Origin of the sequence: Paenibacillus sabuli (assembly GCF_014705605.1) — a bacterium.
GTDB classification, from domain to species: Bacteria; Bacillota; Bacilli; order Paenibacillales; family Paenibacillaceae; genus Paenibacillus_D; species Paenibacillus_D sabuli.
The window spans coordinates 1-11,669 of record NZ_JACXIZ010000013.1 but is presented as its reverse complement, the minus strand read 5'-3'; the positions used below and the strand labels follow the sequence as shown (position 1 = coordinate 11,669).

The 11,669-nt window shown below is 63.1% G+C and carries 13 protein-coding genes, 5 tRNA genes and 1 riboswitch; of the genes, 14 read left to right on the top strand and 4 right to left on the bottom strand.

All coding sequences use genetic code 11. The annotated features are described in order from the left end of the window. Positions 1–19: 19 nt before the first annotated feature. From IDH44_RS06840 to IDH44_RS06830, 3 genes are all read left to right on the top strand, one after another. Complete coding sequence (locus IDH44_RS06840; protein WP_190916004.1) at positions 20–1,102, top strand: HD-GYP domain-containing protein; 1,083 nt, start codon at positions 20–22, stop codon at positions 1,100–1,102. Between the two features lie 31 nt (positions 1,103–1,133). Further along, positions 1,134–1,241: riboswitch (cyclic di-GMP riboswitch) on the top strand. Between the two features lie 125 nt (positions 1,242–1,366). Further along, a complete protein-coding gene (locus tag IDH44_RS06835; protein ID WP_190916002.1) occupies positions 1,367–2,887 on the top strand; it encodes an O-antigen ligase family protein in 1,521 nt (506 codons plus the stop codon). Between the two features lie 18 nt (positions 2,888–2,905). Next, on the top strand, positions 2,906–3,265 hold the full coding sequence (locus IDH44_RS06830; protein WP_190916000.1) for a hypothetical protein: 360 nt from the start codon (positions 2,906–2,908) through the stop codon (positions 3,263–3,265). Between the two features lie 106 nt (positions 3,266–3,371). On the opposite strand, the gene IDH44_RS06825 is transcribed toward IDH44_RS06830, so the two are convergent. Both IDH44_RS06825 and IDH44_RS06820 read right to left on the bottom strand, forming a co-directional pair. Beyond that, on the bottom strand, positions 3,372–3,692 hold the full coding sequence (locus IDH44_RS06825; RefSeq protein ID WP_190916335.1) for a dehydrogenase: 321 nt from the start codon (positions 3,690–3,692) through the stop codon (positions 3,372–3,374). 87 nt (positions 3,693–3,779) lie between these two features. Continuing rightward, positions 3,780–4,226 carry a cupredoxin domain-containing protein gene (locus IDH44_RS06820; RefSeq protein WP_190915997.1) on the bottom strand — a complete coding sequence of 149 codons (447 nt, stop codon included), beginning with the start codon at positions 4,224–4,226 and terminating at the stop codon, positions 3,780–3,782. A gap of 106 nt (positions 4,227–4,332) precedes the next feature. On the opposite strand from IDH44_RS06820, the gene IDH44_RS06815 reads away from it, so the two are divergent. The 5 genes from IDH44_RS06815 (at position 4,333) to IDH44_RS06795 (ending at position 9,443) form a co-directional block, all read left to right on the top strand. Continuing rightward, the gene (locus tag IDH44_RS06815; RefSeq protein ID WP_190916333.1) at positions 4,333–4,941 is read left to right on the top strand and encodes a DedA family protein; all 609 of its coding nucleotides are present in this window, start codon (positions 4,333–4,335) and stop codon (positions 4,939–4,941) included. A gap of 117 nt (positions 4,942–5,058) precedes the next feature. Then, entirely contained in the window at positions 5,059–5,625 is a 567-nt protein-coding gene (locus IDH44_RS06810; RefSeq protein WP_190915995.1) for a thioredoxin family protein, read from the top strand. Between the two features lie 2 nt (positions 5,626–5,627). After that, entirely contained in the window at positions 5,628–6,266 is a 639-nt protein-coding gene (locus IDH44_RS06805) for an MBL fold metallo-hydrolase (protein ID WP_190916331.1), read from the top strand. A gap of 113 nt (positions 6,267–6,379) precedes the next feature. Next, entirely contained in the window at positions 6,380–8,626 is a 2,247-nt protein-coding gene (locus tag IDH44_RS06800; RefSeq protein WP_397326749.1) for a Tex family protein, read from the top strand. Between the two features lie 163 nt (positions 8,627–8,789). Further along, positions 8,790–9,443, top strand: a complete 654-nt coding sequence (locus IDH44_RS06795; RefSeq protein WP_190916327.1) for a nitroreductase family protein — start codon at positions 8,790–8,792, stop codon at positions 9,441–9,443. Positions 9,444–9,547: 104 nt separating this feature from the next. On the opposite strand, the gene cmpA is transcribed toward IDH44_RS06795, so the two are convergent. Both cmpA and IDH44_RS06785 read right to left on the bottom strand, forming a co-directional pair. Continuing rightward, complete coding sequence (gene cmpA / locus IDH44_RS06790; protein ID WP_190915993.1) at positions 9,548–9,691, bottom strand: cortex morphogenetic protein CmpA; 144 nt, start codon at positions 9,689–9,691, stop codon at positions 9,548–9,550. 75 nt (positions 9,692–9,766) lie between these two features. Next, a complete protein-coding gene (locus IDH44_RS06785) occupies positions 9,767–10,114 on the bottom strand; it encodes a hydrolase/acyltransferase (protein ID WP_190915992.1) in 348 nt (115 codons plus the stop codon). Between the two features lie 109 nt (positions 10,115–10,223). Here IDH44_RS06785 and IDH44_RS06780 point away from each other — a divergent pair, with 109 nt between their 5' ends. The 6 genes from IDH44_RS06780 to IDH44_RS06755 all read left to right on the top strand — a co-directional run bounded on the left by IDH44_RS06780 (position 10,224) and on the right by IDH44_RS06755 (position 11,427). After that, entirely contained in the window at positions 10,224–10,706 is a 483-nt protein-coding gene (locus tag IDH44_RS06780; protein WP_190915990.1) for a SprT family protein, read from the top strand. Positions 10,707–10,729: 23 nt separating this feature from the next. Beyond that, a tRNA-Asn gene (locus tag IDH44_RS06775) sits at positions 10,730–10,805 on the top strand. Positions 10,806–10,810: 5 nt separating this feature from the next. Beyond that, positions 10,811–10,901 (top strand) — tRNA-Ser (locus IDH44_RS06770). Positions 10,902–11,085: 184 nt separating this feature from the next. After that, positions 11,086–11,160 (top strand) — tRNA-Glu (locus tag IDH44_RS06765). Position 11,161: 1 nt separating this feature from the next. Further along, a tRNA-Lys gene (locus IDH44_RS06760) sits at positions 11,162–11,237 on the top strand. Between the two features lie 107 nt (positions 11,238–11,344). Continuing rightward, positions 11,345–11,427, top strand: a tRNA-Leu gene (locus IDH44_RS06755). Positions 11,428–11,669: the final 242 nt, after the last annotated feature.

The following is an 11,669-nucleotide window of genomic DNA, read 5'->3' as shown; positions in this document are numbered from 1 at the left end:
GCAAAAGGGCGGGAATGCTATGAGAAGACTGCATATCGCGTCCGTGCAAGCGGGAGACCGTCTGGCGCGGCCGATTCTTCGGGAGAACGGTCATGTGCTGCTGGGGCAGGGCGTGGAGTTGAATGCGCGCTTCATTCAGCGTCTGCAGGACATGGGGGTCGACACTGTCTTTATCGAGGATCGGGCCACGGAAGGCATCGAGCCCGAGGATACGCTGCGGGACGAGACGCGCAAGCAAGCAGTGGATGCGATGTACAAAACGATGAACGGGATCATGGATCTGCCCTCCACGCGGGGCCGCGCCATCGCGCCCGAGATGGGCCGCACCTTCCGTTCGGTCTTCGGCTCGATCATGCAGGATTTGGTCGGGCGCAAGGACGTGCTCGTCAATCTGACCCAGATTCAGACGGCGGATGCGTATCTGTTTCAACATTCGGTCAACGTGGCCGTGCTGGCGGGCATCATGGGGATCGCCAAGGGCTACAACCGGAATCAACTGGAGGACCTGGGGATCGGCGCCATGCTCTTCGATATCGGCATGACCAAGGTTCCCCAAGAGCTGCTAAACCGCAAGGCCGCGCTGACGCCGGAGGAGAAGAAGCTTGTGCAGCGCCATACGACGGACGGCTTCGACATCCTGCGATCGCAGCACGACATTTCGCTGCTGTCGGCGCACTGCGCGCTGCAGCATCATGAACGCTACGACGGCAGCGGCTATCCGAGGGGACTGCGCGACAGCGAAATTCACGAATACGCGCAGATTGTCGGCATTGCCGACGTCTATGACGCGCTCACCTCGCCGCGCGCTTATCGACAGCGGCATACACCGGCGGAGGCCATCGAGTTTTTGTTTGCCGCCGGCAATTCGTTGTTTGATCTGGAACTGATTCGCTTGTTCTGCAAGCATATCTCGATCTACCCGTTGGCGACGACCGTCGTGCTCAATACCGGTCAGGTCGGCGTCGTATCCGCCAACGACCCGCTCGCGCTGCATCGTCCGACGATTCGGATCGTCACCGAAGCCGACGGCTCGAAGCCGCGCAGTTCATACGACATCGACTTGAAAAATCAGCTCCACCTCATGATTGTCAAGGAGATATGATGATGCCGGTAGATGCGACAACTGAATAGGGGAGACGAAACGGCAAACTTGCCTAAAGGCAAGGACGCAAAGCTAAAGGGTCTAACGTTCCGCAAGCAGCGCTACCCGCGCAGGAGCTATCGACAGCCTGGCTACCGAACGAAATCCACAGGAAGTCAGGCAGCTCCGCGCAGGCGCTGTTTTTTTTATGAAATTGTAGAATGCATATGCGCCGTGCGGCAAAGGGGCATACTGGTGCCATGCGGGGAAAAGGAGGCGCTCTCATTGTTCGGCCTGAATCGACGATACGGTCTGGAACGCGCGAACCTGGCGGCAGCCGCGCTTGGCGCAGTATTGCTGCTTTCCGCCTGGGAGGGCGGATTGTTTTTCGAGGAGGCGAGCTACCGGCTTGCGGTCGTACTGGCGGCCGGAGCGGCCCTGGCTTGCTTGGCGGTGCTTGCGTGCCAGCCGATCGGCCGGCGTTCAAGCGGGATTCCGTCGAAAGCGTCCGTGCTTGCGTCGACATGCGTCATGCCGCTGGCGCTGGCCGGGGCTTATGCGCTGCATCTGCTTAGCCGCCCGCTTTCGGACGAGTTGACGGCCGAGCAGGCGGTGCGCTGGGGGAGCTATTTTCTTTTTGCTGTCCTGCTAAGGGCCTCGATCGGATGGACGGGAGGAAGGCGCCACCTTGCATCGGCCCTGATGGCGGCGACGCTGGGCACGACGATCGCGGCGCTGGCCGGTTGGCTCGGCTGGAGGGGTGTCGCCCACGCGGTATTGTGGACGGACGATCCGCAGATTTCTGCCGCCGGCGCCAGGCTGGGCGGGCCCTTTCAGTATCCCAACATGCTCGGCGCGGTCGCCGGCGCCTTGTTGCTTTGGCATGCGGCTATGCTCGCCAAGGCCCGCCGGACGCGCACGTACGGATTGGCATTTGCATTGGTGTCGCTCAGTGCGGCGACCCTGCTCTTGACCGAGTCGCGGGGGGCGTGGCTGACGACCCTGTGCGGAGCTGCCGCGGCATGGCTGGCAATGCCGCGCACGCAGCGTACGGTGTGGCTGCTGAGGCTCTCCGCAGCGGCGCTGGCTGCCTCGGCTGCCGTACAGGTGCTGGAGGAGCCGGGGCGTCTCCGACTGGATACCGCGGCGGCGGCGGCGTGCCTGGCGGCGCTTGCCGGCGCGTGGCTTGCCTGGCCGGGCAAGCTGGAGCTGGCAAGCAGGCGCATCGGATTGCCGGGAGCCGGAGCGCGGGGCGGCTTCGCGGCGCTCGCCCTCGGGCTCGGCACCTGCATGCTGGGCGCTGCGTGGCTGGCGCAGCGCCCGCGCCTTCTGGGCCGCTCGGGCGCGGGCGGCTATGAGACCGCGTCGTCGCGTCTGCACTATTACAGGGATGCGTGGCGGCTCATCCGGGAGTCGTGGTGGTTCGGCGAGGGGGGCGGGGCATGGGCGCTCCAATACGAGGGCGTCCGGACGCTGCCCTATGTCAGTACGGAGGTGCACAGCGGGTATCTGAATCTGGCGCTTGAGCTGGGCATGACGGGCCTCGCGGCGGTGCTGCTATGGCTGGCGGCGGTGCTGGCGGCGCTGTGGCGCAAGGACCGGCAAGTCATACCGGCGGTAGTCGTGCTGCTCAGTCATGCGGCCTTTGACTTCGATATGTCCTACGGCTATTATTGGCTGCTGCTGCTGACCTTGACAATCTATGGCCTGACCGGCGGGGAAGCAGGCATGGCGGGTGAGCAGGTTGGGCGTAGCGCCATCGGCGGATTGTCCATACGCCAGGGTGAGCGGCGGAATATGCTGTAGGAGAAAGGAGTTGATCCTATGGCTTCCGCTAAGGTTCGCCCCCCGCTGCTCGCCACGCGCGTGCGGGGCGCCGTGCTGCGCACGCGCAAAAAAGCCCGCCAGGCGAATGTGACGGGACCGATTCTGCCCCGTCTGACCGTGGCGTGGGTGCAGCAGAACGGCGTGCCCTTTGATACGACGGGGTTCTTTGCCCGGCTATTTCGCGGCAATACGCTCGTCCAGTCCTCGGGCTTCGACCGCTTCGGCGTCGTCCGGTTCAGCCGCGTCAACACGCTGACGAACGCCAGCTTCACCGTGCGGGTATACAGCGACAACGGGGTGCTGTTCCGCACGCGCACCATTCCCGCCGGTGTGGAGATCTTCGCCGTGATCGGTTAACGCGGGCGATGCAGACATCGCGACGAAACGTATAACAAGCTGTACCCGGATTCCGACATGCCGGGTACAGCTTGTTTTCGCCCTTGAAGAGCGGGTCGCGGCGGCCTTACCCGCCGAACGATTCACGGAAGGCGCGGCTGAGCGCTTGCTCCTCGACCTCCCACAACGCGGCAATCGCCGCGCATACCTCCTCGTCCCACCAATCGCAGAGCAGCTTGCGGTTGCTGCGATGCTCCGTGACCCACATTAGATTGAGCAGCACCTTGCGGTGATACAACTGCACGGCCTCCTTCATACACTCCGGCGATACGTAATGTTTGAGCCGCTTGGCGGCGCGGTACAGCTCCTTGTCGCAGGCGCGGCGAATCGTGCGCGAGGTGGGATAGCTCGGCTCATGCTTGCCGGACGGGACTGCATTCGGCTCGATAGGCCCTCACTCCTCTCCTGCTTGCATCCTATGCGCCTGCGGAGCGGTCGGACACAGCAGAAGGCGGCATGGGTACGGAGAACGGCGCTACTGGACGACCAGATAGCCGACCATCGGCCCGCCTTGATGCAGGTCCTTGTGCGTCAGACAGACGATTGGATAAGTGCCGGGCTTCTCGGCTGTGAAGCGAACGACGGTGGTCTCGCCCTTTTTGACCTCGCCGCGGATATCGAGGCCCTCGATGACGAACGGGTGGCTCTGGCCGTTGACGCCGGTAATGTTGAGCTGCGTCGGCTCGCCGCGCTGCACGACCACGGTGCCGGGATCGAAGCGGTACACCTCGAGCGCCTTGCCGTCGGCGGTCGTCGTTTTGAATTCGGTCGTGATCAGATGAATGACGCGTTCCTCCGACGGGGCCGAGCTCACGGCGCGCGTCTCGTCCCAGCCCAGATACACGACCAGCGCGACCGCCGCGCTCAGCAGCACCGCAGCCCATTTCAGCTGCTTGCGACTGACGACATAAATTTTGGACATGCCCACACCTCATTTTTGGGAGATTGGCTTCATAGGCTAGTCTATGCGCAGGCTTGTCAAGGCATGACAGCTTGCAGCGGCTCGGGAAGGAGCGGAACAAGCCATGATGGAGAGACTTGCCGAATTTGGACTTTATGTATTGCACGGGTTGCAGCAACTGGGCGGCATCGGCATCCTGCTCGGACTGATGCTGGAGGTGATCCCGAGCGAGATTGTGCTCGCCTACGGCGGTTATCTGGTCGCGCGCGGCGAGCTCGGCTTTGGCGAAGCGATCGCCTACGGCACTGTCGGCGGGACGGTGGCGCAGCTGCTGATGTACGCGCTTGGGCGCTACGGGGGGCGCGCCTTGCTGGAGCGCATCGGACGCTACGTCCATATCGGTCCGCGCCAGTTGGAGCGGTCCGAGCAGTGGTTTCGGCGCTACGGCGCAGGCGTTATTTTTTTTGCGCGCTTCGTGCCGCTGCTGCGCCATGCGATCTCGATTCCGGCCGGGATCGCCCGTATGCCCCTCGGCCTGTTTACGCTGCTGACGGCGCTGGCGGTGCTGCCATGGACCGTGCTTTTCGTATATCTGGGCATGACGCTGGGCGAGCGCTGGCAGCAAGCGGGCGAGCTGGCCGGCCCCTATATCCGGCCGGCGGTGATCGTCGCGCTGGCGTTCTTGATCGGCTGGTATATCGTCCGGCTTGCCCGGCGCAAGCAGGGGGCGATTTAGGCCTAATTCAGGCAATGTGGCAGGGTGCGTTGTCGGGCGCTGCGGGCATTTGGTACAATAGGCGTATCTTGACCAATCTTGACCACGCCCCGCAGGGGGAGGAGAGGAAGGAAAACAATGAGCAAAAATGTATCGGATAAGCTGAACCAGGGCATCAGCCCGCAGCAATTCATGGACGGCATGGACCGCAATAAAGCCCAGTTCACCGAGCTCTACGACCAATTCGCCTGGCCGAGCGAGGAAGACAAGGCCTTCTTCGCATCGCTCAACAACCGCGACGACCTGCGCGTCCTGATCCTGATGGCAGAATGGTGCGGCGATGTCGTCAAAAACATTCCGGTCGTCTTCCGCGCGCTCGAAGGCAGCGGCATCCCGACGGAGGTGCTGATCAAGGAGGAGCATCCCGACACGATGCAGCAATTCCTCACCATGGGCGGCGAGGCGGTGCCGATCGTGATCGTAGCCGATACCGGCGGCTATGTGCTCGGACAGTGGGGGCCTCGTCCGGCGCATGTCCAGGCGGTCATGGCGGCCTTCAAGCAGGCCAATCCCGACCGCGAGGCGGCGGATTACCAGGATAATCTGGCCGTCGCGCGCAAGGAAATGGGCGCCCGCTACGGCGAAGGCACAGGCTACCAGGCCGTGATCCTGCGGGAGCTGCGGGAGCTGATCTCGGGACTGTGAGTATGCAGATCGAGACGTTCACCCTCGGCCCGCTCCAGACCAACGCGTATCTGCTGCACGGCGCGGCCCCGGGCCGCGCCGTCGTGATCGACCCGGGAATGGGCCCGGAGCGCCTGTTGAAGCGAATCGCCGCGCTGCAGCTCCAGGTGGAGGCGATCCTGCTCACGCACGCGCACTTCGATCACATGGGCGGCGTCGAGGCGCTGCGTCAAGCGGCGAAGTGTCCGGTGTATGTGCACGATCTGGAGGCGGACTGGCTCACCGACGCCCGCAAAAACGGCTCGCAGCGCTGGAGCGAGGTGACGCCGCCGCTCGAGACGGCGGCCGCCGAGTATGCGCTCGACGAGGGGCAGGTGCTGGAGCTGGCGGGGCTGACGCTGCGCGTCGCGCATACGCCGGGCCATTCGCCGGGGAGCGTCAGCTTCCACTGCGGGGAGCACCTGTTCTCCGGAGACGTGCTGTTCCGCCAGTCGGTCGGCCGGACCGATCTGCCCGGCGGCAGCGAGCGTACGCTCGTCGATACGATCCGCGGCAAGCTGTACCGGCTGGACGCAGCGACTCGGGTCTACCCGGGCCACGGCCCGCAGACGACGATCGGCTATGAGCAAGCCCACAATCCGCACGTGCCGCTCCAGCTCTAGCGTGGCGCGCAGGACTGCGCCACCGGCAGGTCCGCCGGTGGCGTCTTGTCGCGGGGCCTGGCGGGTGCGTGCAGGGTGAGCAAGCAATTCATGAATAGACAGGAGGGGTCTAGGTGGCATCATTGAACGACACGGCCGCGCAGGAGCGGGGAGCCGCGGGCGAGCCGTCCCAGGAGGAGCTGCGACAGCAGCGCGCACGCCTGGAGCGGCAGATCGCGGACGAGCTCCGTCTCCCGGAGCGCAAGGTGCACGCTGCCGTGCAGCTGCTGGAGGAAGGGAACACGATCCCGTTCATCGCCCGCTACCGCAAGGAAGCGACAGGCGAGCTGGACGAGACGCAGCTGCGCGACATCGAGGAGCGGCTGGCGTATCTGCACAATCTGGAGGCCCGCAAGCGCGAGGTCGTGCGGCTGATCGACGAGCAGGGCAAGCTGACCGCCGAGCTGCGGCAAGCGATCGGCGAGGCAGGCAAGCTGCAGGAGATCGAGGATCTGTATCGGCCGTACCGGCAGAAGCGCAAGACGCGCGCCAGCGTGGCCAAGGAGCGCGGACTCGAGCCGCTGGCGCAATGGCTGCAGCAGCAGCGTCCAGGCGCCGCGCCGCTCGGGGAGGCCGGGCGCTACGTCGACGCGGACAAGGGCGTCGGATCGCCGGAGGAGGCGATCCAGGGTGCCCTGGACATCATCGCCGAGCAGCTCGCCGACGATCCCAAGACGCGCGGCTGGGTGCGCGGCTACTCCAGGGATCACGGCGTGGTGCGCACCGAGGCCAAGGATGCCAAGGCCGAGTCCGTCTACGAGATGTACTATGCGTATCAGGAGCCGGTGAAGCGGCTGCCTCCGCATCGCGTGCTGGCGATCAACCGCGGCGAGCGCGAGGGTGTGCTGCGCGTCGCGCTCGACGTGCCGGCCGAGCGTATCTACGACCGGCTGCAGCGGCATACGCTCCGGCAGTCGGCTTCGCCAGCCGTGCGCGAGCTGCTCGTCGGCTGCATCGAGGATGCCTACAAGCGGCTGATCGCGCCCTCGATCGAGCGCGAGCTGCGCAGCGAGCTGTCCGATCATGCGGAGGAGCACGCGATCGGCATCTTCTCCGCCAATCTGCGTAACCTGCTGCTGCAGCCGCCGGTCCGCGGCAGCGCAGTACTCGGCGTCGATCCGGCCTACCGGACCGGCTGCAAGCTGGCGGCGGTAGACGACACCGGCAAGCTGCTCGAGGTCGGTGTCGTCTATCCGACGCCTCCGGCCAGCAAGGTCGAGGAGGCCAAGCGCGCGGTGAACGGCTTCATCGACCGCCACGGCGTCGATCTGATCGTCGTCGGCAACGGCACGGCCTCGCGCGAGACCGAGCAGTTCGTCGCGACCCTCATCGCCGAGCGCGGCGGACGCTCGGGAAGCGGCGGCCAGCTCAAGTACATTATCGTCAACGAGGCGGGCGCAAGCGTCTACTCGGCCTCCAAGCTGGCGCAGCAGGAATTCCCCGCGCTGGACGTAGCCGAGCGCAGCGCGGTCTCGATCGCGCGCCGGCTGCAGGATCCGCTCGCCGAGCTGGTCAAGATCGAGCCGAAGGCGATCGGCGTCGGCCAGTACCAGCACGACGTCGGGCAGAAGCGTCTGGAGGAGAGCCTCGGCGCGGTCGTGGAGTCCGCGGTCAACCATGTCGGCGTGGACGTCAATACGGCTTCGCCTTCGTTGCTGGCGTATGTCGCCGGCATCAACGCCACGCTGGCCCGCAACATCGTCGCCTACCGCGACGCGAACGGCCGCTTTGGCGATCGAAGCCAGCTCCAGCAGGTGCCGCGCCTGGGCGCCAAGTCGTACGAGCAATGCATCGGCTTCCTGCGCATTCCCGGCGGGGACAACCCGCTCGACCGCACGCCGATTCACCCCGAGTCGTACGCGGTCGTGGACCGGCTGTTCGGCGAGCTGCGGCTCGAGCTCGCGCAGCTCGGCAGCGCAGAGCTGGCGGCCCGTCTGGCCGAATCCGATCCGGAGCAGCTGGCGCCGCAGCTCGGCATCGGCGTGCCGACGCTGCGGGATATTCTCGACAGCCTGCGCCGGCCCGGCCGTGATCCGCGGGAGGAGCTGCCGGCGCCAATCTTCCATACCGATGTGCTGCGGATCGAGGATCTCACGCCCGGCATGGAGCTGCAGGGGACGGTGCGCAATGTGATCGACTTCGGCGCGTTCGTCGACATCGGCATCAAGAACGACGGGCTCGTCCATATCTCGCAGCTGAGCAACCGCTATGTCAAGCATCCGATGGATGTCGTCTCGGTCGGCGACAACGTGACGGTATGGGTGCTCAACGTCGATGTGAAAAAAAGCCGGGTCGGACTCACAATGCGGCGGCCGGATTAACCGACGCGCCGAAGCGGGCGAACACGCTGAACGAATCGGGCTTCCCCAAGCGACAATGCCCATGCCCATGTATTGGACACAATAGAGAAGAGGTTATCTGGAGATGGAGAATACTACACTGGAGGGCAAGCATATGGAAAGCGAACAAATGGAAATCCAGCAAATGGAGAGCAAGCAAACGGACCGTAATCCAGCTTATGCGGACGTCGTGCGCGCGCGCCGCTCGGTCCGCGCCTACGATCCCGCATTCAAAATATCCCGCGAGGAATTGAAGGATCTGCTGGCCGAGGCCACGCTGGCGCCGTCGTCGTCGAATCTGCAGCCGTGGCGGTTCCTGGTCATCGACGAAGCGCCGCTCAAGCAAAAGCTGCTGCCGATCGCCTTTAACCAACAACAGGTGGCGGACGCGTCGGCAATCGTTGCCGTGCTGGCGGACCTGGAGGCGGTGCGCCAGGCCGAGGCGATCTACGGCCGCGCCGTCGAGGCGGGCTATATGACCGAGGAGATCAAGACGAGCTTCGTGGCGCGGCTGACGGCGGGCTATGCGGCCGATCCCGCAGTCTACCGCGAGGTGGCGCTGGTAGACGGGGGGCTGGTGGCGATGCAGCTCATGCTGAGCGCCAAGGCGCGCGGCTACGATTCGGTGCCGATGGGCGGTTACGATGCGGCTGCCTTCATCCAGGCCTTCGAGCTGCCGCCGACGCTGGTGCCGGTCATGCTCATTGCGATCGGCAAAGCCGCCGCGCCCGGTCGGCCGACGACCCGTCTGGGCGTGGACGAGATCACGCACTGGAACGGCATCGGCGGACAAGCCTGACCCGCAGGCGATACGCCCCAAAAGCCGTCATGCTCCGCTAGAAGATGAGCGGAGCATGACGGCTTTTGGGGTATGGACGCGCCGCTCACAAGACACGAGCGCAGTTAGGGCATGTAGCCGGTCGCCGGCTGCTGGGCCGGCTGCGACTTTGTGCGATAATAATACCAGCAGTCGTTCAGCAGCTGGATTTGCCGGCGGTCCTTCTTTTCGAAGGCGCGCATCAGTTGGTTGCACAGCCACTGCGGCATCCTTTCGCCTCCCTGTCGCTTAACGAATGTATGCTTCTAGGATATGGCGATAGGCGAATGCCCGTGCAGGTCCACTTACATTTCTTCCTCGTACCATTGTTCCAGCTGCGCCTGCAGCGCTCGAATTTCGGTCAGGAGAGCGATGAGCGGGTAAGCTTTCTCCTGAATGGCCGCGAATTGCTTCTCTAGCGCATTCATGTAGTCGAGGCCGCTTGCAACGGGAATCGAAGCGTCATGCAGATCCAGATTGTCGCATTCGGCAATCGCATGCGGCAGGGCGGGCACGTTGTCGGCGGTGAGCTTGTCCAGTTCCTTGTGCAGGCGCAGATTGAGTGCGCTGAGCTGATAGGCGTGCGAGGCGGGCATTTCGACAACGGACAGCTCTGCGCCCGACTTCAGCAGGACATAACGCATGGTAGACATATGTAAAGTTGACTCCCCTCAAGGTTCGGATCTTGCGAGATCCGTCATTCCTACTTGACAGTTTAGCGCAAAAGGCTTTATAAAGACAAGTAGCGAGGAGCGAATGCGTATGGATAACGAGACGCTTCAGAAGTGGGTGGAGCGCGTATCGCTGGAGGCGTTCGGTCTGCCTTTTCGTCACCGGGCTACCTTCAACGAGCGGCTGCGTACGACCGGAGGACGTTATTTCACCGGTACGCATCATATTGAGATCAATCCGCGACAGCTTGCGGGCTTCGGACTCGAAGAGACCGAAAAAATCATCAAGCACGAGCTGTGCCATTACCACTTGCATTTGTTGGGACGCGGCTATCGTCATAGGGACCGGGACTTCAAGCTGCTGCTGAAGCAGGTCGGCGGCGCCCGTTTTTGCAACGCACTGCCGGGCCAAGAGCGCCAGCGGCGGAGTGAGCCCTATCGCTATGCCCTGATTTGCCGGGGCTGCGGGCTGATCTACAAGCGCAAACGCAAGATCGACCCGCAAAAATATACCTGCGGGGTGTGCCGCGGAAAATTACGGATTGAAACGCTTGACATCCCTAATAAATCGTGATAAATTATTTCTTGTCGCCACATTCCCTGATAGCTCAGTTGGTAGAGCACTCGGCTGTTAACCGAGTTGTCACAGGTTCGAGTCCTGTTCGGGGAGCCATTCATGGAGAGATACCCAAGTGGCTCAAGGGGACCCTCTGCTAAGGGGTTAGACTGCGCAAGCGGTGCGAGGGTTCGAATCCCTCTCTCTCCGCCATTTCTTCGACAACGGACGGGCCGTTACGCGGTCCTTTTTGTTTGACAAGATTAGCGGCAAAAAAGGTGGAAGGCAACGGAAACCTTTTGAAAAACAAAGCTCGAAAAAAAAGCTTGCCAATGCATTGATTCTCGGATATAATAACACTCGTTGTCCTAGCAGACAAGCTTGTGTCATGCATTTTGGCCCGTTGGTCAAGGGGTTAAGACACCTCCCTTTCACGGAGGTAACAGGGGTTCGAATCCCCTACGGGTCACCATGAGCCATTAGCTCAGTTGGTAGAGCACCTGACTTTTAATCAGGGTGTCGAAGGTTCGAGTCCTTCATGGCTCACCACTTGTTTTTCCTCGAAAACAAGTGCGGCTGTAGCGCGTACCGCTGTTCAGGTATGCGAAGCAGGGAATGAAGCAATACTGATGAAATGAAGCATTACTTGCCAATAAGCGGTCGTGGTGGAATGGCAGACACGCTGTCTTGAGGGGGCAGTGGGGGCAACCCCGTGGAGGTTCGAGTCCTCTCGACCGCATACCAGCAGTACCAAGGGTTCCGGCGTTTTCGCCGGGGCCCTTTTTATGTGCCGGATTCCTGGTCCGGGGACGGATTGGCCGGGACAAGCGGGACCGGGATTAGTGAGCTAGAGCCGGACTGGGCCGAATTGGGCGCTAAGCGTCGCCAGTGTCCGTTGCGCGCCTAGCAAAGCTAGGCCTGGCTAACTGATGGAAGTTCAGTCGGGGTAAAGACCAAGCTGCCCTGTAGCTAGTAGGCAAC

Coding starts and splice junctions, on each gene's coding strand:
- IDH44_RS06840 (WP_190916004.1), top strand. CDS start 20: ATGAGAAGACTGCATATCGCGTCCGTGCAAGCGGGAGACCGTCTGGCG.
- IDH44_RS06830 (WP_190916000.1), top strand. CDS start 2,906: ATGGCTTCCGCTAAGGTTCGCCCCCCGCTGCTCGCCACGCGCGTGCGG.
- IDH44_RS06820 (WP_190915997.1), bottom strand. CDS start 4,226: ATGTCCAAAATTTATGTCGTCAGTCGCAAGCAGCTGAAATGGGCTGCG.
- IDH44_RS06815 (WP_190916333.1), top strand. CDS start 4,333: ATGGAGAGACTTGCCGAATTTGGACTTTATGTATTGCACGGGTTGCAG.
- IDH44_RS06810 (WP_190915995.1), top strand. CDS start 5,059: ATGAGCAAAAATGTATCGGATAAGCTGAACCAGGGCATCAGCCCGCAG.
- IDH44_RS06805 (WP_190916331.1), top strand. CDS start 5,628: ATGCAGATCGAGACGTTCACCCTCGGCCCGCTCCAGACCAACGCGTAT.
- IDH44_RS06795 (WP_190916327.1), top strand. CDS start 8,790: ATGGAGAGCAAGCAAACGGACCGTAATCCAGCTTATGCGGACGTCGTG.
- cmpA (WP_190915993.1), bottom strand. CDS start 9,691: ATGCCGCAGTGGCTGTGCAACCAACTGATGCGCGCCTTCGAAAAGAAG.
- IDH44_RS06785 (WP_190915992.1), bottom strand. CDS start 10,114: ATGTCTACCATGCGTTATGTCCTGCTGAAGTCGGGCGCAGAGCTGTCC.
- IDH44_RS06780 (WP_190915990.1), top strand. CDS start 10,224: ATGGATAACGAGACGCTTCAGAAGTGGGTGGAGCGCGTATCGCTGGAG.